The organism is Paenibacillus sp. SRL342, assembly GCF_984798905.1.
Genome location: NZ_OZ481790.1, coordinates 5,920,504 through 5,942,431 on the forward strand (window position 1 = coordinate 5,920,504; position 21,928 = coordinate 5,942,431).

Consider the following 21,928-nt stretch of genomic DNA (forward strand, 5'->3'; position numbering starts at 1 on the left):
CTTAATGATGTTATAGCATATAGTTCTTGTTATTACTCTGCAAGTCCGTTTTTATAAGCATAGATCGCAGCCTGTGTACGGTCGTCTACGCCCAATTTTGCCAGTAGGTTGGTAACATGGAATTTGACCGTCTTGATACCAATGATCAGATCATCAGCGATGTCCTGATTCGATTTACCTTTGGCGAGCAACCGGAGCACATCCATTTCACGGTCTGTCAACTCATCATGCAAAGGAGCTGCTGCCTGTGGCTGCCGGAACCGATTCATCATTTTCGAAGCCACCTGTGACTCCAGAACGGATTGTCCGCGAGCGGCTGCGCGAATCGCATCTGCCACTTCATTGGCTCTTGATGTTTTCAACAGATAACTGAATGCGCCTGCTTCAATGACAGGATACATTTTTTCATCATCCAGGTAACTGGTCAATACAATGACTTTGCACTCCGGATACATTTTAAGTACCTGACGAGTAGCCTCAATGCCATCCATTCCTTCCATAACCAGGTCCATCAGAACAACATCAGGCTTATATTCCTGTGCGAGCCGAATGCCTTCTTCTCCACTACCTGCTTCACCAACAACTTCAATTCCATCTTCGGTATCCAGTACCGCTGCAAGACCAATACGTACCATCTCATGATCATCCACGAGCAATACTTTGATCGACGTTTCCGTCTCCGTTTCGACTTCCGGTTCCATTGACATGTTCTTCCTCGCTTTCATCGTTCATCAAAGGTATCGTAATCTCAATCCGCGTTCCCTTACCAGGCGCTGTTACAAATTGTATGGCTCCGCCAATCTCCGTAACACGTTCACGCATGTTAGCCAGACCGTAGGAAGCTTGTTTATTCTCATCCAGATCAAAGCCTTGCCCATCATCACGAATCAATACCCGGATCGCATCAGTACGGCGCTGGATCCGTATCTCCATTTTTTCCGCTTTTGCATGTCGTAATGTATTGGACATAGCCTCCTGGACGATTCGAAACAGATGATTTTCGATGCCTTTGATCAGATCAATGTCTTCGTCCATTTCGAACACAATGTCCATGGGTACTTTGGTTTTCAGTTCCATCACCAGATCACGCAGACCTTGTTCGAGATGTTTACCCTCCAGATAGACTGGCCGCAGATGTAACAGTAGCGCACGCATCTCGGACTGAGCTACCGAAGCCATCTCCTCAATCAAAGCCACCTGCCGCTGAGCACGTTCAAAATCCTTCTCCATCTTCCGTCCAACGGCCGTTGCTGTCATGGATATCGCGAACAATTGCTGCGATACCGCATCATGCAGTTCCCGTGCCAAACGCTGCCGCTCTTCCACAATAGCCGTAATTCTGGCTTGTTCAGCAAGCTGTGCATTATGAGTAGACAATCGCTGGAGCGAAGATACCTGATCTTCCCACTTTTTGCCGATTCGTCCGAGTTGGTCACTTAGACGACCCACATCATCATCGCCCAGATCAGGTACAGTGCGTGATAGAGAGCCCTTCTCCCACAGTAGAAGTGTTTCCCGCAGCAGTTCAAGCCGGCGTTTAACCCGGTAACTCTGATAGAACCCAAAGACCGCACCGATTCCAATCAGAAGCAGCAATAAGGCCAGACCCGATTGAATCAGATGGCGCCAGCCTGTAAACGGAGCAAGATAACCATATGTATACAATACATACAAAATAACAGCGAGCACAATGAAAACCAGGAGGATCCCTTCACCCATACTTCGGGTTACCATGTCGGTATGTCGTTTTGTCTTCATCGGGGTCTCCTCCTTCTCTTCATCTATATTACTACGGATTACTGATGCTTAGGTCGCCAACTATATAAGAAATGACAAATTTTGCTTTATGTTCACTGGATTCATATCCAGGTGTTCTCCATACTAATTTGTTCATCATACCGCTATCTTGTTCTCCAAGAAGATTAATCCGGCCGAAAAGAACCGATGCTTCAATCTCCACACCATAATCTTCTGGTAGCGTAAGGCGAACATTACCCATAACTCCTTGCAGCAGCACAATTGTTTGTTTCTCCTCCGGAATCGAAAGAGATAGATCGGCGTTAACCTCACCTATGGCATGCCACAGACTCATACTACGTAACGTCCAGGATGATTGATCCCAGTAGTACCGAGCCATGAAATTCTGTTTCTTCATAACGCCTTCGTCCAGATGAATCTTTTTGTTTTTTGAATAAAAGTAAGCTAACGATGCCAGTACAATCAAAAATACAATCATTAAATTATCCAGCAATAACAGTGCCGCACCAATGCCAAGATACCGATGACCTTTGCGGGTATCCCCATTGCGGACTTGAAGCATTCCAACCGTTAACAGAATCAGTGCGGCAGCGGTCAGGAAATTAATATTGTCATTCAATAACATCATTGTGCCAATAATCATAATGACAACTGCAAGCCATTTACTCTTTTGATTCATCCCCGCCGCACCTCCTCTGTAAGTTAATCTCTCTTTATTCAACGGAAAAGCCATACCAGGCAATGAAGTCCTGTATGGCTTAACTTTTGTTCTACCAACCGTACATTATACACGATTTATAGAATATCATATTGTCCACTAAGCGAACAGTTATTCTTTTGAAGTTCCGTTCGCTTCATTCTTGGAACCATTGCCCATTTTGTTCTTGAGGGCTTGTAATTGCTGGTCCACTTTGAACTGTTTTTCCACATCTACAGGATTTGTGTACGTGGATGATGTGTTGCGATAAGGTGCACGAGCTACGTCAGCTTCAGCTTCCAGCTGCATGATTTTCTCTTCCATGCGGTGGAATCCAAGTGATGCGCCGCCACTTTCGATCGAATGCAAGCTGTTGATGGAAGACATTTGTTTTTTGGCTTTTGCCATTTGTGCACGGGATACAAGTTCATTACGTTTGTTACGCATTTTGTAGAACTCATCTTTCATATCATGCAACTGTTGCAACAGATCTTTTGCTTGTGCTTCGGACTGTGCATGCAGTTCGCTGTACTCCGTAATTTTTTGATCAAAGTAGATTTTCTCTTCCAACAACTTGCGTGCCACTTCTTCCTGACCGTTAGACAGAGCAGCTTCTGCTTGGGACTCACGTTGTACCGAAGTACGCTCTGCTTCATCCAAACGTTGTTTCATGCGACGCTCATTTGCCATTTGTTTGGCAACAGTTACCTCTGCCTCATGAATCTCTGCCTCCATATCACGCAAGTACTGGTTCAACATTACAATCGGGTCCTCTACTTTATCCAACATATCATTTACCGATGCTTTCGTCATATCCTTAATCCGTTTAAATACTCCCATTTTACTTTTCTCCCTTCTCGTAACGAGATAATTTTTGGCGAAGCTCTTCAACTTCTTTTTTCAGTGCTTTTTTCTCGATATCTTTCATCATGGAATCAAGTTCACTTTCTTGCGGTGCACCTGCTCCGTAGGCGTTGTTGTCATAAGAACGCGGACCAGATTGGGGTCTGCTGTTGTATCCAGGGCCGGGACCGAAGTTACCAGGACCTTGTTGGTTGTGATTATTTTGAAAAGGACCTCTTGGTGGCTGGTGATCATAGTTGTTGTATCCTCTGCCAGGACCAGGGCCTGGGCCCGGACCGTAGCCATATGGATCATAAGGCGGATACGGTTCTTTTGGTACCACCAGTGCTGCAATAAAGTATATTAACAACGACGTGCCGCCAGTTACGAAGATACTGATAACAAAGATGATACGCAGCAGGGTGGAATCCATTCCGATGGTTTCGGAAATTCCGCCGCACAAGCCGGTTAACATCCGGTCACGCGTTGAGCGGTATAATTTGCTCATGTGCTTGCTCCTTTCGTTTACTTATATCCTCTTACGTTGGAATCATAAGCATATGGATCAACGTGATTGGATTCCTTTGGTACGACCAATGCAGCGATGAAGTAGATCAACAATGATGTACCTCCCGTAGCGAAAATACTGATGAAGAAGATGATACGTAGCAGCGTGGTACTCAATCCGAGATTTTCAGAAATGCCGCCGATCAAACCTGTTAGCATTCGATTACGCGCCGAGCGGTATAATTTACTCATGTGACTACTCCTTTCTGTCATTGTTCAATTTCTGTCTTAAGCGCTCCAGTTCCTTATCCAGCGTAGAGGATGACATGCTGCCAGTCACTCCTGAACCATCTTGATTCATCCGCCGGATATCGCGGAGACTTTGTGCTTCATATTCGAGATCAGAGACTTGATCATCCAGTCGGTTAAACATACGGGGTACATTCTGACCGTTGTGGTTGCCTCTCTGGTTCATACGTTGTTGTAACTGAATCGTCTGCATACGAGCGTAGTAATATTGGCGTTTGCTGTATACATTCTGATATTCAACCTTCAGCTGGTCGATCTGTTCATCCAGCTCCTGTAATGCCGCATAACTTTGTGCATACAATTCATTGTACTGTTCCATTTTTTCCTCGTGGAGGATTTTCTCCTGCAAGGCCAGCTTAGCGAGATGTTCTTCCCCTGCTTTCAGAGCCATGGAAGCCTGCTCTTCCCGTTTGTTCACCATACCTGCTGCCTGATCGGCTTGTTGTTTCATTTGTCTGGTATGGCTTGCATATTGATGACGAAGTTTCTCGGCTTCACCGATGTCTTGGCGGGTCGAGACCAGGAACTGATCAATCAGTTTGACTGGATCCTGACTTTGCTCCAAATGTTCGTTCAGATTGGCTACGGTAATATCCCGCATTCGACGAAATACACTCATTATGTTCTGTCCCTCCTTTTCATAATCGTGAAAGCTTAGTACCGACCACGACGACTGCGGTTATTGCTTAGCATTGAGATACCAAAGATGATTAACCCGATCGCGATGATCGGTCCGATCAACCATGCCAGTTTACCCATCAGTGAGATGATACCGATGATGAGAACAATCCAGCCAAGCATCACATTCCCTCGTTTAACTCCGTAATATCCCAGTGCAATCATCAGGACCGGAATCAGATAACCCATTAAGTGTCCAAGAAGTGGAGTTAACTTTCCGAAGAGGAGTAGTGCTCCCAGCGCAATCAATACAATCGCCCAGCCATTTCCCTTATTCAATCTCATAATTGTTGTTCACCGCCCTTCCATTCGTTCGTTTTAATGTGTTGAGTCATTTGTTCGTTTGTTTCTTGTTTTTTGCTTCTGTGTTTCTTGTTTAACCTTATGTCCTTATTCTAGGGGATTCCGCGACTTTTCAAAACAGACCGTGGACGGTTTTTCATCCTAGACTCAGGTCGGGGATCTAGTTGGACCTTTGACTGTCCCTATATAAGACCAACGTTCCACCTAAGCTGAATAGCACTCCAGATAGCTTCTATTCCCCGTATTCAGGCTCTACTTCACCCGATATCACCAGGTAGAGAGAATGATGTCCATGTCTCTATTTACGTTCACACTGCAATTTCGTTTCTCATGATTCCGTATTGGATAGTCAGTCCAAGCCGTTTCTCTAACCTTTTCTGCAAAATCATCTATCAGCAATCCCTTATCTCCACTTCTATACCCTCTCATAAAATTACTTATTTATCCAAATAAACAAAATTTAGATTGTTCTATATGTAAGCGTTTACTAAAATAGAAAGTGTTACTATTTCTAATGTCAGGGGTGGAACTGAAACTGTGCGACCAATCAGCTATCTCCATAAAATGATCATCTTCGGAATCCTGTTAAGCACCCTGCCCATTTTGTTAACGGGAATTGCCGCATTTATCTATTCATCAAACCAAACTGAGCTGCATCGTATGCAGGCCAACAGACAGTTGCTGGAACAAATGCAATCCAACGTAGAACACAAACTCGCTACAGTCAGTTATATGCTTGATCAGGCCGTTCGCTCTCCAGTAACCCTTCGTTCCCTGTCTGCTTCTTCTTCACTAGAAGGGAAAGGACCTTTGCTTGCCGACAAGCTGCAGAGCGAATTTCAGAATATGAGGTCATGGGAACCTTTGCTGGATATTACTCTGGTGAATCAATCTCAGAATTGGCTTATTGATCATGCCGGATTATATCGTAATACGGATTTTCCACTGGCTCTTCCCATGAAGGAATTGATTTCGGATACGTTAACTTCTGGATGGCAGCTCTCCCCTTCATCGGTATTCAGTAATGATGAGCGTTCACCCGGTACAGGCTGTATCTATCATATTGCCCTTGCGAGATCTATTCCGAATCTGAATACGTCTTCCGATGCTGCCCTGATTGCGGGAATTCCTGCATGTTCTTTGCAAAATACACTAGGCGAAGCCTCCTTAGGCAATGCTGCCTCAGGACTGATCATTTTGAATCGGGAACAACGTATCTTGGTGCATCCCGATCCTGTATACATTGGACAACCGTTGTCTGCCATTGGATTACAGGATCGGGATACGGAAGCCAACATAACCAAGCTATCACCCATCACATTTTCAACGGGTTTTGAAAAACGGGAAGTTAAGATCGCCGATACACATTATTCTCTGACGTATAGCCCTTCTACCTTAAAAGGATGGACTTATATTCTAATCTCACCTACCAATATTCTGACACAAGAATATATCGATATCGGATTACACACCTTGTATATCAGTATCTTCTTACTTTTACTTTCATTATTACTCGCCTGGCTCGGCTCCAAGCGAATGCATGTCCCGATTCGTATACTTTTAACCCAACTTGGTGACAACCACCTGTCCAAAGAAGGAAACACGGTAGCTCAGCAATCACCACCATTTTCTGATGAGTTCGAACAGATCAGAGCAGGGGTCTCACAATTATCTGCTTCTCGCTCCCAATTAGAGAACACACTTAATGTGCATCTATTGCAGATTCGCAATCATTTTATGATGAATCTGTTCCAGGGTAAGATCCCTGTTCATACTCTTCATGGCACCCTGAATGAATATGGCTACACGCATCAGGTTCGGGAATGGCAACAAATTGCTGTTATTACACTACAGGCCGATCTTGTTAATCATACAAAATATAGAGCTAGTGATCGTGACCTCTTATTATTCGCTATTCAAAATATATTGGAGGAAACGGTTGTGCATAACCAACAATTGCTTCCCATTGTGCTGGAACATACGGTAGTCACGGTGATTGGGACCGTTGAACAGGATCAGTTTATTTTTTCACAGCAGCTATATGTATTAACAGAGCAGTTACAACAACAGATGGATAAGATTCTGGCTCTTCAAGTCAGTATAGGTTTCAGCCAGCCGCACAGCTCTCTACATCACATCCCTCAAGCTTACACAGAAGCCATGGAAGCACTGAGGCATCGGATGAAGCTGGGAACAGGCATTATTTTTCAATATGAGAACATAGATCATTACGCTCCCACTTGGTCCATGACCTACCCGGAATCATTGGAATATTCGTTGATCCAAGCTATTCAAAATGCGGACGAAGTCCAGGCCTCTGCTCTTTTGCAACAACTGCTTGAAGTGATCTTTGGTATGGAGGTTACACCCGAGGAGTATGAGGTGGCTCTTACGAGGCTACTCACACATATTTTGCAAATGACTCAGGAATCCGGCATACGACTCGGACAGATCTCCCAAGGTCGTGGCTCGATGTTTCATGAACTTCATAGTTTGCAGTACGCTGCTGAAGTTGAGGATTGGTTTAAACATCAAGTCATCTTGCCCATCATCCAGGTTTTTAAAGCAAGACAGTATGCCCAGTATCAGCATATATCTGAGAAGATGATTGCCATGATTCATCAAGATTATGATAAGGATCTGACGCTTGAGGAATGTGCCTTGAAGCTTCACTACAATGCCAACTACTTAAGTAGTGTCTTCCGCAAAGAGACAGGCTGTGCATTTAGTGAATATCTGACCAAGTACCGATTTAATATCGCTAAAAAATGGCTGGACGAAAGTGATCTAACCGTTAAAGATATCGCAGCACGACTTCGGTACAACAATCCGCAAAACTTTATCCGATCATTCCGTAAATGGGAAGGAATCACCCCCGGTCAGTATCGGGAGCGTAAGCAAAAAGCAGAAGTGTCGAACAGAAATTAGAAAAAGGAGCACGATTGTAAGTCGTACTCCTTCGGCCAGCTTGGACACCTCTCCATATGGTTCCCCGAACAAGGCTCGGACCTGTGACAACTCGATTAACCGTCGAGTGCTCTACCAACTGAAATATCATGGAATATGCTTCAGAGATCATTCTCTGAAAACTAGGTCTGTGTTTTGCTTTTCGTTGTCTCGATGTTTGAATAAAGATTGGCTTTAGCCATGTGCAGTCTCATGAAGCAGCTTAACATCTTCAAGTAACCGAAGATGTTGTTTAGTATAGTCAATTAATTATTCGCTTCAAAAAAAGAGGGAGCACATATCTGCTCCCTTCACTTACAATTTCATTTCTATAATCTTAACTTCATATGTTTCACACGTGCATCTTCTTGTGGTGGCGGTGCAATGCTTGCTAGCGTTACCTCAGACGTAAGACTAAGTTGCCACGTCTCTATTCCTGATCCTCAGACCGTACGCAGCTTATACGATTTATCGTTTATCCTTAGTGCAAACTGTTTTCATATTGGGCTGCTCAAGTTGAATTAGAATTTTACCAAACCTTGCTCCGTGTGAGAAGGTCACCGTACTATCCTTGTATGTATCTCGGATATACTTCTCAGCCAATCTGAGAGAATCTTCATCCGATGGTAACTCATACGTATTAAGCCATTCTGGCAGCTTCTCTACAACATCTTCCACCGGTACTTCAAATGAGTTAACTTCTCTCGTAATGATCATGGTGTATGAATACCCCTTCAAATACAACAATTGTTGAATATAACCCATATCACCGGCCTTATATGAAGAAGTTACCCCCAGTATATCCTTAAGTTCATCCATTAGTGTGTGTTCCTTCTGTCCCGCCATAGTACTTATATACACATACTTCCGGGCACAATTGATCGCCTGCTCGATCGTTTCCCAATCCGACATCGCCGGACACATGGATGCAAATGCAAAGTCATATTTCTTCTCCCAGCCTTTATCCTGAATAGAGATTTCCTCATATCGTTCGTTTACGATTTCGATTTTGGATTCCAGAGCTGAAGGTATCGTCTCTTTCATAAGGGAGACAAGCAACTCAGAAGGCTCAACTGCGGTCACACTTGCACCCTTCTCCGCAAAAGGAATGGTAAATATGCCTGAAGCGGCTCCAATGTCCAAAATGGATAACCCTGCGAATTCCACACCCTGATTCTCAATCCAGCCCATAATGCGCTCAGAATGCTGCTTTCCTTCTTCAGTGAACGACTGTGCATGATAATCCCTGGCCCAGCGCTCAAAAACTTCTTCTGTATTAACGGGGGTACTATTCTTCTTATATTTTGAATTTCTCGGACGATTCTTCCATGCCTCTTCCCATACAGAAAGATCAAATAAGAGATCGGTATCCGATACATTTTTTCCATTAGTCACTCTACTTCACTCCTTTATATTAAAGACTTTACTTATCTACAATATACTGAATATAATCATACGTCAATCTTTATTAACGTCCAACTATCCTTACAATACAAAAAAGCAATTTATATAAAATAAAAATAGCCCTACACATTGCATAAGCAACATGTAGGGCTATTCAATATACCGGCGAGAGGACTCGAACCTCCACGGTTTCCCACTCGATTTTGAGTCGAGCGCGTCTGCCATTCCGCCACGCCGGCATATGCTGGAGGCGCCACCCAGATTCGAACTGGGGATAAAGCTTTTGCAGAGCTGTGCCTTACCACTTGGCTATGGCGCCATATTTTGGAGCGGACGACGGGAATCGAACCCGCGACCCTCGCCTTGGCAAGGCGATGCTCTACCGCTGAGCCACGTCCGCATAATGGCTGGGGATATAGGATTTGAACCTATGCATGACGGAGTCAAAGTCCGTTGCCTTACCGCTTGGCTAATCCCCAATAAAAAATAAAAAAACAAAGGGGCGATCGAGGGGAATTGAACCCCCGAATGCCGGATCCACAAACCGGTGCGTTAACCACTTCGCCACGATCGCCACAAAAGGTTATTTTCTAAAAAGTTAATTGGCAGGGGCAGCAGGAATTGAACCCACACCAACGGTTTTGGAGACCGTTGTTCTACCTTTAAACTATGCCCCTAAAAACTGGTGGAGGATGATGGATTCGAACCACCGAACCCGTACGGGAGCAGATTTACAGTCTGATGCGTTTGGCCACTTCGCTAATCCTCCAGGATTACATGGTGCCGGCGAGAGGACTTGAACCCCCAACCTACTGATTACAAGTCAGTTGCTCTACCAGTTGAGCTACACCGGCATATTAAATTGTTTTAAAAATGGTGGCTCGGGACGGAATCGAACCGCCGACACGAGGATTTTCAGTCCTCTGCTCTACCGACTGAGCTACCGAGCCATAATAAAGTCTAATCTTAATTCCTTACACTTTATATAGGGCACCAGTGCCATACAGCAGATGTAGTGAACAGTTTGCCTCATGTAAAGATTAAATGGCGGAACCGACGGGATTCGAACCCGCGATCTCCTGCGTGACAGGCAGGCATGTTAGGCCAACTACACCACGGTTCCAGATCACTTTCTCAAAGGAAAGTATAATTGCGGGGGCAGGATTTGAACCTGCGGCCTTCGGGTTATGAGCCCGACGAGCTACCGGGCTGCTCCACCCCGCGTCGTTATAAAGTTTATATGGTGGAGGCTGAGGGGATCGAACCCCCGACCCTCTGCTTGTAAGGCAGATGCTCTCCCAGCTGAGCTAAGCCTCCGAACAACACATTTATGATCATATCATAATCTTGTTGTAAAAATCAACTTCTTTTTTTGAAGTTATTATGACCCGTAGGGGATTCGAACCCCTGTTACCTCCGTGAAAGGGAGGTGTCTTAACCCCTTGACCAACGGGCCTTAATATTATGGCGGAGAGAGAGGGATTCGAACCCTCGAGACGCTTGTGACGCCTACACGATTTCCAATCGTGCTCCTTCGGCCAGCTCGGACACCTCTCCATATGGCTCCCCGAACAGGGCTCGAACCTGTGACAACTCGATTAACAGTCGAGTGCTCTACCAACTGAGCTATCAGGGAATATGCTTCAGAGATCGTTCTCTGAAAACTAGATTCGAAACGAAACATGCGAATTATCACTTGCTATTGGATAAGCCCTCGACCGATTAGTACTGGTCAGCTCCATGCATTGCTGCACTTCCACCCCCAGCCTATCTACCTCGTCGTCTTCAAGGGGTCTTACATACTGGGAAATCTCATCTTGAGGGGGGCTTCACGCTTAGATGCTTTCAGCGTTTATCCCGTCCGTACATAGCTACCCAGCGGTGCTCCTGGCGGAACAACTGGTACACCAGCGGTACGTCCATCCCGGTCCTCTCGTACTAAGGACAGCTCCTCTCAAATTTCCTACGCCCACGACAGATAGGGACCGAACTGTCTCACGACGTTCTGAACCCAGCTCGCGTACCGCTTTAATGGGCGAACAGCCCAACCCTTGGGACCTACTTCAGCCCCAGGATGCGATGAGCCGACATCGAGGTGCCAAACCTCCCCGTCGATGTGGACTCTTGGGGGAGATAAGCCTGTTATCCCCAGGGTAGCTTTTATCCGTTGAGCGATGGCCCTTCCATGCGGTACCACCGGATCACTAAGCCCGACTTTCGTCCCTGCTCGACTTGTAGGTCTCGCAGTCAAGCTCCCTTATGCCTTTGCACTCTTCGAATGATTTCCAACCATTCTGAGGGAACCTTTGGGCGCCTCCGTTACTCTTTAGGAGGCGACCGCCCCAGTCAAACTGCCCACCTGACACTGTCCCCGCACCGGATTACGGTACCAGGTTAGAACCTAGATACGATCAGGGTGGTATCCCAACGTTGCCTCCATGCAAGCTGGCGCTCACACTTCAAAGGCTCCCACCTATCCTGTACAGATCGTACCCAAATTCAATATCAAGCTGCAGTAAAGCTCCATGGGGTCTTTCCGTCTTGTCGCGGGTAACCTGCATCTTCACAGGTATTAAAATTTCACCGGATCTCTCGTTGAGACAGCGCCCAAGTCGTTACGCCATTCGTGCGGGTCAGAATTTACCTGACAAGGAATTTCGCTACCTTAGGACCGTTATAGTTACGGCCGCCGTTTACTGGGGCTTCGGTTCACAGCTTCGGGATTACTCCCTAACCACTCCCCTTAACCTTCCAGCACCGGGCAGGCGTCAGCCCGTATACTTCGCCTTACGGCTTCGCACAGACCTGTGTTTTTGCTAAACAGTCGCTTGGGCCTTTTCACTGCGGCCCCCTCGTGCTATTCACACTACCGGGGCACCCCTTCTCCCGAAGTTACGGGGTCATTTTGCCGAGTTCCTTAACGAGAGTTCTTCCGCGCGCCTTAGAATACTCTTCTCGCCTACCTGTGTCGGTTTGCGGTACGGGCACCATCACCTGGCTAGAGGCTTTTCTTGGCAGTGTGAGATCATGACCTTCGCTACTATAATTTTCGCTCCCCATCACAGCTCAGCCTTACAATGTGCGGATTTGCCTACACATCAGCCTCACTGCTTAGACGGACATCCATCAGTCCGCGTCACTACCCTACTGCGTCCCCCCATTGCTCATAACGGCTTACGGTGGTACAGGAATTTCGACCTGTTGTCCTTCGACTACGCCTTTCGGCCTCGCCTTAGGTCCCGACTTACCCTGAGCGGACGAGCCTTCCTCAGGAACCCTTAGGCTTTCGGCGGATCAGATTCTCACTGATCTTTTCGTTACTCATACCGGCATTCTCACTTGTATAATGTCCAGCGCTCCTTACGGTACACCTTCAACCCTTATACAACGCTCCCCTACCCCTGATGCAAAGCATCAAGCCATAGCTTCGGTGGTGTGTTTAGCCCCGTTACATTTTCGGCGCAGAGTCACTCGACCAGTGAGCTATTACGCACTCTTTCAATGGTGGCTGCTTCTAAGCCAACATCCTGGTTGTCTGTGCAACTCCACATCCTTTCCCACTTAACACACACTTGGGGACCTTAGCTGATGGTCTGGGCTGTTTCCCTTTTGACAATGGATCTTAGCACTCACTGTCTGACTCCCGGAAGTAAGTCTATGGCATTCGGAGTTTGACTGAGCTTGGTAACCCTTGCGGGCCCCGCACCCAATCAGTGCTCTACCTCCACGACTCTGTTTTCCGAGGCTAGCCCTAAAGCTATTTCGGGGAGAACCAGCTATCTCCGAGTTCGATTGGAATTTCTCCGCTACCCCCACCTCATCCCCGCATTTTTCAACATGCGTGGGTTCGGGCCTCCAGTGCGTGTTACCGCACCTTCACCCTGGACAGGGGTAGATCACCCGGTTTCGGGTCTACGTCCACGTACTAAGTCGCCCTATTCAGACTCGCTTTCGCTGCGGCTCCGGCTCTTCACCTTAACCTTGCACGGGAACGTAACTCGCCGGTTCATTCTACAAAAGGCACGCCATCACCCCTAAAACGGGCTCTGACTTTTTGTAAGCACACGGTTTCAGGTTCTATTTCACTCCCCTTCCGGGGTGCTTTTCACCTTTCCCTCACGGTACTGCTTCACTATCGGTCGCTAGGAAGTATTTAGCCTTGGCAGATGGTCCTGCCGGATTCATACGGGGTTTCACGTGCCCCGCACTACTCGGGATCCGTCTCGGAGGGAACCAACTTTCAACTACAGGGCTTTTACCTTCTTTGGCGGGCCTTTCCAGACCTCTTCGCTTAACCGGTTCCTTTGTAACTCCATGTGAGACGTCCCACAACCCCAAAGAGCAAGCTCTTTGGTTTGGGCTTCTCCGCGTTCGCTCGCCGCTACTGACGGAATCACTATTGTTTTCTCTTCCTCAGGGTACTTAGATGTTTCAGTTCCCCTGGTATGCCTCTACATAACCTATGTATTCAGTTATGAGTAACTGGAAATTACCCCAGCTGGGTTTCCCCATTCGGACACCCCCGGATCAAAGCTTGCTTACAGCTCCCCGAGGCAGTTTCGTTGTTCGCCACGTCCTTCATCGGCTCCTAGCGCCTAGGCATCCTCCGTGTGCTCTTAGTAGCTTAACCATTTTGTTCCGGTTTTGACTGCTCGCTTCCCTTGTTTTGCTTGCGCAAAGCCAAAAGTCGCTCTCACCCGATACCATCACAAAAGCAATTTGACTACCGTTTTTATTGAAACTTGTTTAACACAAGTTCAGCTAAAAAGGAATGTTCTAATTCGCGTTTGTTTCGTTTCGATATCTAGTTTTCAAAGAACAAGCTCCATGCAAAAGCAAGCTGTTTGAGAGTTTGAGCTCTCAAAACCGAACAACGAGTGAGTGTTTTTGCAGCTAAGCTGCGTATTTGAATGTTTCCGTTGCAGGAAACGATTCTCCATAGAAAGGAGGTGATCCAGCCGCACCTTCCGATACGGCTACCTTGTTACGACTTCACCCCAATCATCTATCCCACCTTCGGCGGCTGGCTCCTTGCGGTTACCCCACCGACTTCGGGTGTTATAAACTCTCGTGGTGTGACGGGCGGTGTGTACAAGACCCGGGAACGTATTCACCGCGGCATGCTGATCCGCGATTACTAGCAATTCCGACTTCATGCAGGCGAGTTGCAGCCTGCAATCCGAACTGAGACCGGCTTTGTTGGGATTGGCTCCATCTCGCGATTTCGCAGCCCGTTGTACCGGCCATTGTAGTACGTGTGTAGCCCAGGTCATAAGGGGCATGATGATTTGACGTCATCCCCACCTTCCTCCGGTTTGTCACCGGCAGTCTATCTAGAGTGCCCACCCGAAGTGCTGGCAACTAAATATAAGGGTTGCGCTCGTTGCGGGACTTAACCCAACATCTCACGACACGAGCTGACGACAACCATGCACCACCTGTCTCCTCTGTCCCGAAGGAAAGGTACATCTCTGTACCGGTCAGAGGGATGTCAAGACCTGGTAAGGTTCTTCGCGTTGCTTCGAATTAAACCACATACTCCACTGCTTGTGCGGGTCCCCGTCAATTCCTTTGAGTTTCAGTCTTGCGACCGTACTCCCCAGGCGGAGTGCTTAATGTGTTAACTTCGGCACCAAGGGTATCGAAACCCCTAACACCTAGCACTCATCGTTTACGGCGTGGACTACCAGGGTATCTAATCCTGTTTGCTCCCCACGCTTTCGCGCCTCAGCGTCAGTTACAGCCCAGAGAGTCGCCTTCGCCACTGGTGTTCCTCCACATATCTACGCATTTCACCGCTACACGTGGAATTCCACTCTCCTCTTCTGCACTCAAGTCACCCAGTTTCCAGTGCGATCCGGGGTTGAGCCCCGGGATTAAACACCAGACTTAAATGACCGCCTGCGCGCGCTTTACGCCCAATAATTCCGGACAACGCTTGCCCCCTACGTATTACCGCGGCTGCTGGCACGTAGTTAGCCGGGGCTTTCTTCTCAGGTACCGTCACCTTGAGAGCAGTTACTCTCCCAAGCGTTCTTCCCTGGCAACAGAGCTTTACGATCCGAAAACCTTCATCACTCACGCGGCATTGCTCCGTCAGGCTTTCGCCCATTGCGGAAGATTCCCTACTGCTGCCTCCCGTAGGAGTCTGGGCCGTGTCTCAGTCCCAGTGTGGCCGATCACCCTCTCAGGTCGGCTACGCATCGTCGCCTTGGTGAGCCGTTACCCCACCAACTAGCTAATGCGCCGCAGGCCCATCCCCAAGTGACAGATTGCTCCGTCTTTCCAGTTCCCTTCAGGAGAAGAAAACAATTATTCGGTATTAGCTACCGTTTCCGGTAGTTGTCCCAAACTTGAGGGCAGGTTGCCTACGTGTTACTCACCCGTCCGCCGCTAAGTATCAAGGAAGCAAGCTTCCTTGATACTCCGCTCGACTTGCATGTATTAGGCATGCCGCCAGCGTTCGTCCTGAGCCAGGATCAAACTCTCCAATAAAGTATTGAAAAGAGCGATAAGCTCATTTTGAATCTGACGAGATTAAAAATCTCATTTGTGCTCCAGTCGATCCAAGCCAAGGCCTTCTCAACTTTCGCGTTCATTCTGCAAGCAGAATGTTCACTCACTCGTTGTTCAGTTTTCAAAGATCAAACACGATTTGTTTTACTTCTTTTTCGTCTCAACCAAGTTTCGGCGGCGACTTAAATAATGTAACACATTTCGTTTGTTTTCGTCAAGAACTTTTTTTAATTTCTTTTTTGAAGCTTTAGTTCTTCACTTTTCCTCTGAAGAAATTATCATTTGTTGGCGATAATCTCGTTTGGGGAACGAAATATAATGTATCATATATCGTGAATGAGAGTCAACATCTTTTTATAAATTATTAAACAAACAAAAAAGGAAGGTTTCCCCTCCCTTATGTGATCAATATAATGTCAGGCTTCTGGAGAAGGTTATGCCTCAATCCAATACCGAATCTCCCGGCCCTCTCCTCCGATCGATGGCCATCCTGCCGATTCTTTTACAATAGAACGAAAGACCAGCTTACGTATCACCAAAGGCAGATCTTCTCGAACAAATCTTAACTGCGGATGATGAACAAGCTCATTCATGCTCCACGGCTCCTTGCGACTTCTTAACACACGCAGCAGCAATTCTGAGCATTCACTCATTTTGGACATTACGGAAAACTCACAGGCAAGCAGGACAAGCTCTACTCGCTGCTCCAGCGTCTCCGAGCTTACGGTAAGCTCTTGATATAGTTTCCATAAAGCGCGATCCAGATTCTGCACATGTGTCCAGACGGCATGATCCGGGTATATCCCCTGTTCAATCAATACAATTCTTGCCCAGTTCCCCAGAGCCTCTAATACATTGTAATAGGCGTCTACAACATGACCTTCCTGAATATGACGTTTGGCCTCCACGTACATTCTCAAGAAACTGGTGAATTCATGAAGCAACTTCTGCTCACGCAATTCTGCCCCAAAGGTAGACAGTTCTTCTCGCAAATCACTTAAGGCGCTGTCCGCTTCCCAGATAATCTCACCTTCAATCAGACACTGGGTGAGATTATTATGATTCCCGGTAACTACACTACTCTTTAATTCATGACGGCTCGCATAGATCATCTGATAACGAAGATCACCATATCTGTAATGTCCCACTGCCGACTTCAATTGATCATCATTATGAACAACAAGTACTAATAATTCGAAATCTTGAATTAGGGAGCCGTGGAATCGCTCTCCCGGGTGGGAATAAGCGATAGCCCCAACTGCCCCTGTCTCTTCCGACTGTTCGGACAAAAAAGCAAGGTTCTTTAATTCCACGATTCCCTCCATACATTTCATGGCAGATAAGCGCCAAGTCAGTTATAATGTAATTCTACATCCAGACTGAAGTTTCCTTCTTTTCCAGGTCCGATACTACTCATACGATAGGAGCATTTTTCATGATTTTTAAATCAGCAAAAATTAATGCTTTTCGCACTTGGGGATTACTACTGACCATGCTAGGTATGGGCCTAATGATACTGGGAACAGCCGGGATTGTTTTCTGGGGACATGCAGGCAAAGTTTTCGCAGCTGTAGGGCTCGTCATCGGACTGATTGCCATGATGGCCAGTCTAGCCATTTATTTCTGGGCGGGTATGCTCTCCACCAGTGCAGTACAAGTCGACTGTCCGGAATGCGGGAAGTTAACCAAAATGCTTGGCAAAACAGATCGTTGTATGTTCTGTCATACCATCCTCACCCTGGACCCTAATAAGGCCAACATGACCAGTCAACAACTGAAAGCGCCTTCTACACAAGTTCCCCCCACCGATGGTTAGCATGAAATGATCTCCAACCGCTAAATTTCTTTTCCCTTAATTTCATTGAAGAACAAAAAAAAGGCCCGGTATGTTTACCGGACCTTTTTGGACTTGGCTTATAAGTGAGTCCTTATTGCTGTTATCAATAGCTAAAATATGAAGTTAAATTATAAGTTCTACGACCAATAAAACGGTAGACTGCACGTATGATGGTACCCAAGGAGAAACTTTGAGCTTAGCGAAAATAAATTAAAGCAATCAGACACTCTGAGTTCGAGTAAATTATTTCTGGTAACCGGCCTGCTTTAATACCTCCCATGCAGAGGCATTAGCAAAACTCCGATTCCACGCAGCTACTCCGCCCAGCTTCAACGAAGCAATCAAATCCACCCGCGCCTGAAGGGACACGGCATCTTCGATCCATATTTTCTTGGTAGCTCCGTCTTCCTTATATTCCACATAGTTCTGTCCACTTGCCTGATCCAGTTCAGATTTGAGTTTCTTCTCTTGGATCAGCTCCACAATGGCATTCATGCCCACCGCTTTGGAAGACACTTTAACCTCACCCTGATCATTCGTCTCTTCCGTCCATATCCGGGTATAGAGTGGAACCGCCATGATTAACTTGTTAGAAGGGACTTCATCCTCCTCAAGTATGCGTCTCATGGAAGCCTCGGTCCAAGGCAGAGACGCTACCGAACCTGCCTTGGGACTGGCCGCCCAATGTTCATCATAAGCCATCACAATAACATAGTCTGCAAAAGAACCTAATGCACGGCGGTCCAGAAAGGCAGACCACATCTCACTGTTTGATTTTGGTGTTACATCGATCGATAACATCAATCCATGTATACGTGCCATCGCCTTGATCTCGCGCACAAATTGCGTAATGTTCGGCCCGTCATCTGTATACACATTCTCAAAGTCGATGTTGATACCGTCCAGTTGATACGTCTGTGCATACTCTAACATCTGCTCAATAATATGAGTGCGTGTCTCGTAAGAAGCTACAGCTTCTTTTGTAATGTCCGGATCAAAGCTGTTATCCATGAGTCCCCATACTTCCATACCCGAACGGTGAGCCCAGTTCACATAAGCTTGGTTTCCCTTGCTTTTCACAGTGCCCTGTCCATCCGTAATATGAAACCATGTGGGGCTGACCACATTCACACCAGGCATCTTACCGATAGAACTCACATCAGGCTGACGATTGTACACAGCCTCCCAAACCAGATTTACCGGTTTATTCTGCCACTTCTTCTCTGCTGCTGTCAGCGTATACTTGGGCAAGTCCACCTTCTTTTTCTCGGTGAGGACAATATAATCATTATCTACATATCCGGCATACCCATTATCGAGTTGAACAAAGCTCTGTTCATCCCCCGTCTGCCATACACGTACCCGTGCAGCCTTCTCTATGTCGGCAATGATTGGTGAGGATTCTCCCCCACGTTTATATAACGGCACGGTCTTGTCCGCTTTGGATGATAACGTATCAATCTCTGCATACTGAATCATGTCCCCTCCACGCATCAGCAGCACAGCACCTGTTACTGGATCTTCCTGTACGGTTATGCCATATACTTCTTTCAAAGGTTTGAGCGGAATATAGGCTTCTCCGTCCTTAACCTCAGGCTTAACTGTCATGGGATAATCTTTGTGATTAAGTTCTGCTTGTGTGCTTCCATCTTTCATATGAAGGACTCGCTGAGGAGAGGCAATAATGATATCTCCCGTTTCTGATTCATAACGTATGCCTGCATCAATCGCTTCTTGCAGCACATCTACAGGTAACTTGAGTTGATCTCCTGTACCCAGAGCGTCTCCATCCATCAGTTGCCCATCTACAAAAATAGGTTGGCTTCTTCCTACCCAGTCGGGGTCTTCATGGGTCTGGTTCAACCATACATTTGTTATAAGCCAGTAAGCCCCCCCGGCGATCAGACAAGCCCCGAGAAAACCGGGCCAAAATGAACGTCGCTTCTGACGTGTATATCTGCTTTTTCTACCCAAACGTCTACCTCCGTTAATTATGCTGATCATAAGGATGTGCGCATAAGTTGTTATAAAGATGAGCATTTTGCATAAATGCTAAAAAAAAACGTGAAGAATCCATACTGAATTCTGCACGTTAATATTGTAATTCAACTCTCTTAATCCCTGCAACTTTTGCAAACGCCATATACTTCCAATCGGTGACCGTGTACTTCGAATCCTGTACTAGACTCCGCCTGAAGCTCTACACTTTTGAGTGAAGGATAGCTGAAGTCTTCAATCTTGCCGCATTGATCACAGATAACATGATAATGATCCGTCACATTGGCATCGAAGCGACTTGAATTATCTCCGTATGTCAATTCCCGGACCATGCCAGCTTCCAGAAACATCTTCAAATTATTATATACCGTTGCCACGCTCATACTGGGAAATTGGGGTTCAAGGGCTCGGTAAATTTCATCGGCTGTCGGATGCCCCATGGATTCCATCAGATAGTTCAATATGGCATGACGCTGGGGTGTAATACGGACACCGGTCGTTTTCAGATGCTCCAACGCATGTTGGACACGTGTTGCCATAAAACCCACCGCCTTACCTTTCATTCTCTGGTGAAGAGTAAGTTACTGTCTCCTCGCTCAGAGTTGATTCCCGGCCATTAAAAACGACAATCCATCTTTCATGCCGTGTAATCTTGCCAGTGTATATTTATTGTACGGCGATTACAAGTTTATTGTCAACGCGGCAGTCAAGGAACCTCTGTAGAATCCAGCTGGGAATTTGGTCCGTCCTCGGTAGTCTGTTCCAGATTCTCAGCCGTATGTTCAGAATCAGGTGTAACTGTTTCAGGCGTAGATACAGCCGGGTTGCTCTGAATGGTGAGATCACTGTTCCCTTCAATTTTCACCCTGTACTCGCCCTCACCGAGCTGGCCTTCTATGGTTTTATTCTGTACTTTGAAAGGCAGATCCGTACTTAGATCTCCATAACTGCTGGAACCCGCAAGACTGTAGTCTCCACGATCAGGAAGTAATACGTTAATGGCTCCCACCGCACTGTACACATCCCAGTCCCCTCCGACTTTGGTAGATACGATGTTAATACTGCCATTAAGCGATTGGGCTTTGATTCCCAGATTGGCTCCATCCAGCGTAATATTGCCGTTGCGTGTCTCTGCGATGAATTGACCAACGGAGTCGGCAATACTGATACTTCCCACTTGTGTAGCAAGATCTACATCGCCGGAAATACCGCGAGCCTTCATGTCTCCACGGTTACTGTCCAGATCGACATTACCAATGGCATTGGCTACAATGACATCCCCATTCAACGTTTTCCCGGAGATATCTCCAACAGCATTGGTAATCCGGATACGTCCATTACCCGTTTCGGCCAGTATGGTACTAATGGCTTCCGGACGGTTTAATAATATGGCTCCATTGGAAGTTCGAATATCCAGATTAAAACGACGATCATCCGGGATCGTAATGGTAAGATTCATCCGTGGCTGCGTTTTTTCATTGTCTCCATACGTCTTGCCTGTAGCTTTGATATAAATTACTTTTGTACCATCGGTCTCTACAAAAGAGGCTGCTGCAACGGCCTTTGCCTGTACTTCCGTCGTCTGATCTACCCAGATCACCGTTCGTACTTCAATCTCATCCGTATCTCCGCGTTGTACCGAGATATCTCCGTTGACACCTTCGACCACAAGATCCGACGTATCCATGCGAACAGGTACACGAATCGTGCCCTTATCCTCCATATATCCTGCCGCTTGACTGTAGTCCATGGATGCCGCTCCGAGATTTAGACTCACTCTATTCCATAAGTGCATGTAGTGATCCTGCTCGGTGACGATAAATACGGAAGCCGCCAAAATCAGTGAGGTTAGAATGCCTTTGGCATCGGGTCTGAAACGTACTTTGATTTGCTCATCAGGATTGCTCGGGTTATCCGATTGCACCTTGTTTCTTCTGCGTGTCCACAGGAACAGCGCAATATATTCAACACCCAAAACAACGAGCAAAAATGGCCACCAGTCCACCATCTCATATACATAGTCAGTTCCCCACCGTTTATCCAAAATCAACAGCACACCGACCGCTATGATTAAGGCGGCAGCCGTATAGCGGCCAACCCGGACTTTACGGTTCATCACGTTCCCTCCTCGT

Annotated in this window: 15 protein-coding genes, 15 tRNA genes and 2 rRNA genes; 2 read left to right on the top strand and 30 right to left on the bottom strand. The window is 46.7% G+C overall.

Features of this window, described 5'->3' with window-relative positions; all coding sequences use genetic code 11:
- Positions 1-32: 32 nt before the first annotated feature.
- From AC4E8D_RS26130 to AC4E8D_RS26165, 8 genes are all read right to left on the bottom strand, one after another.
- On the bottom strand, positions 33-701 hold the full coding sequence (locus AC4E8D_RS26130) for a response regulator transcription factor (RefSeq protein WP_091020933.1): 669 nt from the start codon (positions 699-701) through the stop codon (positions 33-35).
- Complete coding sequence (locus AC4E8D_RS26135; RefSeq protein ID WP_221823661.1) at positions 643-1,758, bottom strand: sensor histidine kinase; 1,116 nt, start codon at positions 1,756-1,758, stop codon at positions 643-645. Before AC4E8D_RS26135 ends, AC4E8D_RS26130 begins: the two co-directional genes overlap by 59 nt.
- 31 nt (positions 1,759-1,789) lie before the next feature.
- Positions 1,790-2,437, bottom strand: a complete 648-nt coding sequence (gene liaF, locus AC4E8D_RS26140) for a cell wall-active antibiotics response protein LiaF (protein WP_091020935.1) — start codon at positions 2,435-2,437, stop codon at positions 1,790-1,792.
- A gap of 150 nt (positions 2,438-2,587) precedes the next feature.
- Positions 2,588-3,295, bottom strand: a complete 708-nt coding sequence (locus AC4E8D_RS26145) for a PspA/IM30 family protein (protein ID WP_017692315.1) — start codon at positions 3,293-3,295, stop codon at positions 2,588-2,590.
- Between the two features lies 1 nt (position 3,296).
- Positions 3,297-3,806 carry a PspC domain-containing protein gene (locus AC4E8D_RS26150; protein ID WP_091037976.1) on the bottom strand — a complete coding sequence of 170 codons (510 nt, stop codon included), beginning with the start codon at positions 3,804-3,806 and terminating at the stop codon, positions 3,297-3,299.
- 17 nt (positions 3,807-3,823) lie between these two features.
- The gene (locus tag AC4E8D_RS26155) at positions 3,824-4,057 is read right to left on the bottom strand and encodes a PspC domain-containing protein (RefSeq protein ID WP_017692313.1); all 234 of its coding nucleotides are present in this window, start codon (positions 4,055-4,057) and stop codon (positions 3,824-3,826) included.
- A gap of 4 nt (positions 4,058-4,061) precedes the next feature.
- Positions 4,062-4,733: a PspA/IM30 family protein gene (locus tag AC4E8D_RS26160; protein ID WP_017692312.1), complete on the bottom strand. Its 672-nt coding sequence runs from the start codon at positions 4,731-4,733 to the stop codon at positions 4,062-4,064.
- 35 nt (positions 4,734-4,768) lie between these two features.
- Entirely contained in the window at positions 4,769-5,077 is a 309-nt protein-coding gene (locus AC4E8D_RS26165; protein ID WP_017692311.1) for a LiaF transmembrane domain-containing protein, read from the bottom strand.
- A 555-nt stretch (positions 5,078-5,632) separates the two neighbouring features.
- On the opposite strand from AC4E8D_RS26165, the gene AC4E8D_RS26170 reads away from it, so the two are divergent.
- Positions 5,633-8,023: a helix-turn-helix domain-containing protein gene (locus tag AC4E8D_RS26170; RefSeq protein ID WP_221823664.1), complete on the top strand. Its 2,391-nt coding sequence runs from the start codon at positions 5,633-5,635 to the stop codon at positions 8,021-8,023.
- Positions 8,024-8,509: 486 nt separating this feature from the next.
- On the opposite strand, the gene AC4E8D_RS26175 is transcribed toward AC4E8D_RS26170, so the two are convergent.
- From AC4E8D_RS26175 to AC4E8D_RS26265, 19 genes are all read right to left on the bottom strand, one after another.
- On the bottom strand, positions 8,510-9,436 hold the full coding sequence (locus tag AC4E8D_RS26175; RefSeq protein ID WP_490205376.1) for a class I SAM-dependent methyltransferase: 927 nt from the start codon (positions 9,434-9,436) through the stop codon (positions 8,510-8,512).
- Positions 9,437-9,605: 169 nt separating this feature from the next.
- Positions 9,606-9,684 (bottom strand) — tRNA-Leu (locus AC4E8D_RS26180).
- Between the two features lie 6 nt (positions 9,685-9,690).
- A tRNA-Cys gene (locus AC4E8D_RS26185) sits at positions 9,691-9,764 on the bottom strand.
- 6 nt (positions 9,765-9,770) lie between these two features.
- Positions 9,771-9,845, bottom strand: a tRNA-Gly gene (locus AC4E8D_RS26190).
- A gap of 4 nt (positions 9,846-9,849) precedes the next feature.
- Positions 9,850-9,924: transfer RNA gene (locus AC4E8D_RS26195), tRNA-Gln, on the bottom strand.
- 22 nt (positions 9,925-9,946) lie between these two features.
- A tRNA-His gene (locus AC4E8D_RS26200) sits at positions 9,947-10,019 on the bottom strand.
- Positions 10,020-10,048: 29 nt separating this feature from the next.
- A tRNA-Trp gene (locus tag AC4E8D_RS26205) sits at positions 10,049-10,122 on the bottom strand.
- 6 nt (positions 10,123-10,128) lie between these two features.
- A tRNA-Tyr gene (locus AC4E8D_RS26210) sits at positions 10,129-10,214 on the bottom strand.
- 9 nt (positions 10,215-10,223) lie between these two features.
- A tRNA-Thr gene (locus tag AC4E8D_RS26215) sits at positions 10,224-10,299 on the bottom strand.
- Between the two features lie 20 nt (positions 10,300-10,319).
- Positions 10,320-10,395, bottom strand: a tRNA-Phe gene (locus AC4E8D_RS26220).
- Positions 10,396-10,490: 95 nt separating this feature from the next.
- A tRNA-Asp gene (locus tag AC4E8D_RS26225) sits at positions 10,491-10,568 on the bottom strand.
- 27 nt (positions 10,569-10,595) lie between these two features.
- A tRNA-Met gene (locus AC4E8D_RS26230) sits at positions 10,596-10,669 on the bottom strand.
- Between the two features lie 17 nt (positions 10,670-10,686).
- A tRNA-Val gene (locus tag AC4E8D_RS26235) sits at positions 10,687-10,762 on the bottom strand.
- A gap of 67 nt (positions 10,763-10,829) precedes the next feature.
- Positions 10,830-10,901, bottom strand: a tRNA-Glu gene (locus AC4E8D_RS26240).
- A 9-nt stretch (positions 10,902-10,910) separates the two neighbouring features.
- Positions 10,911-11,002 (bottom strand) — tRNA-Ser (locus AC4E8D_RS26245).
- A gap of 3 nt (positions 11,003-11,005) precedes the next feature.
- Positions 11,006-11,081, bottom strand: a tRNA-Asn gene (locus AC4E8D_RS26250).
- 66 nt (positions 11,082-11,147) lie between these two features.
- Positions 11,148-14,075: ribosomal RNA gene (locus tag AC4E8D_RS26255) — 23S ribosomal RNA — on the bottom strand.
- Between the two features lie 312 nt (positions 14,076-14,387).
- Positions 14,388-15,940, bottom strand: a 16S ribosomal RNA gene (locus tag AC4E8D_RS26260).
- The 16S and 23S rRNA genes sit together here with 15 tRNA genes alongside, the layout of an rRNA operon.
- A gap of 455 nt (positions 15,941-16,395) precedes the next feature.
- Entirely contained in the window at positions 16,396-17,274 is an 879-nt protein-coding gene (locus tag AC4E8D_RS26265; RefSeq protein ID WP_036607052.1) for a nucleotidyltransferase-like protein, read from the bottom strand.
- 122 nt (positions 17,275-17,396) lie between these two features.
- On the opposite strand from AC4E8D_RS26265, the gene AC4E8D_RS26270 reads away from it, so the two are divergent.
- Positions 17,397-17,777 (top strand): DUF2614 family zinc ribbon-containing protein, encoded by a 381-nt coding sequence (locus AC4E8D_RS26270; RefSeq protein ID WP_221820841.1) that lies wholly within the window; start codon positions 17,397-17,399, stop codon positions 17,775-17,777.
- Positions 17,778-18,041: 264 nt separating this feature from the next.
- Here AC4E8D_RS26270 and AC4E8D_RS26275 read toward each other — a convergent pair whose 3' ends face one another.
- The 3 genes from AC4E8D_RS26275 to AC4E8D_RS26285 form a co-directional block, all read right to left on the bottom strand.
- The gene (locus AC4E8D_RS26275) at positions 18,042-19,772 is read right to left on the bottom strand and encodes a glycosyl hydrolase family 18 protein (protein ID WP_221820840.1); all 1,731 of its coding nucleotides are present in this window, start codon (positions 19,770-19,772) and stop codon (positions 18,042-18,044) included.
- Between the two features lie 140 nt (positions 19,773-19,912).
- On the bottom strand, positions 19,913-20,335 hold the full coding sequence (gene perR, locus AC4E8D_RS26280) for a peroxide-responsive transcriptional repressor PerR (RefSeq protein WP_026081471.1): 423 nt from the start codon (positions 20,333-20,335) through the stop codon (positions 19,913-19,915).
- Between the two features lie 167 nt (positions 20,336-20,502).
- Positions 20,503-21,912 carry a DUF4097 family beta strand repeat-containing protein gene (locus AC4E8D_RS26285; RefSeq protein ID WP_490205377.1) on the bottom strand — a complete coding sequence of 470 codons (1,410 nt, stop codon included), beginning with the start codon at positions 21,910-21,912 and terminating at the stop codon, positions 20,503-20,505.
- Positions 21,913-21,928 lie beyond the last annotated feature (16 nt).

Excerpts from the sequence above, each read along its gene's own strand:
- perR (WP_026081471.1), bottom strand. The coding sequence starts at position 20,335 with ATGGCAACACGTGTCCAACATGCGTTGGAGCATCTGAAAACGACCGGT.
- AC4E8D_RS26160 (WP_017692312.1), bottom strand. The coding sequence starts at position 4,733 with ATGAGTGTATTTCGTCGAATGCGGGATATTACCGTAGCCAATCTGAAC.
- AC4E8D_RS26130 (WP_091020933.1), bottom strand. The coding sequence starts at position 701 with ATGGAACCGGAAGTCGAAACGGAGACGGAAACGTCGATCAAAGTATTG.
- liaF (WP_091020935.1), bottom strand. The coding sequence starts at position 2,437 with ATGAATCAAAAGAGTAAATGGCTTGCAGTTGTCATTATGATTATTGGC.
- AC4E8D_RS26150 (WP_091037976.1), bottom strand. The coding sequence starts at position 3,806 with ATGAGCAAATTATACCGCTCAACGCGTGACCGGATGTTAACCGGCTTG.
- AC4E8D_RS26145 (WP_017692315.1), bottom strand. The coding sequence starts at position 3,295 with ATGGGAGTATTTAAACGGATTAAGGATATGACGAAAGCATCGGTAAAT.
- AC4E8D_RS26135 (WP_221823661.1), bottom strand. The coding sequence starts at position 1,758 with ATGAAGACAAAACGACATACCGACATGGTAACCCGAAGTATGGGTGAA.
- AC4E8D_RS26270 (WP_221820841.1), top strand. The coding sequence starts at position 17,397 with ATGATTTTTAAATCAGCAAAAATTAATGCTTTTCGCACTTGGGGATTA.
- AC4E8D_RS26155 (WP_017692313.1), bottom strand. The coding sequence starts at position 4,057 with ATGAGTAAATTATACCGCTCGGCGCGTAATCGAATGCTAACAGGTTTG.
- AC4E8D_RS26165 (WP_017692311.1), bottom strand. The coding sequence starts at position 5,077 with ATGAGATTGAATAAGGGAAATGGCTGGGCGATTGTATTGATTGCGCTG.
- AC4E8D_RS26285 (WP_490205377.1), bottom strand. The coding sequence starts at position 21,912 with ATGAACCGTAAAGTCCGGGTTGGCCGCTATACGGCTGCCGCCTTAATC.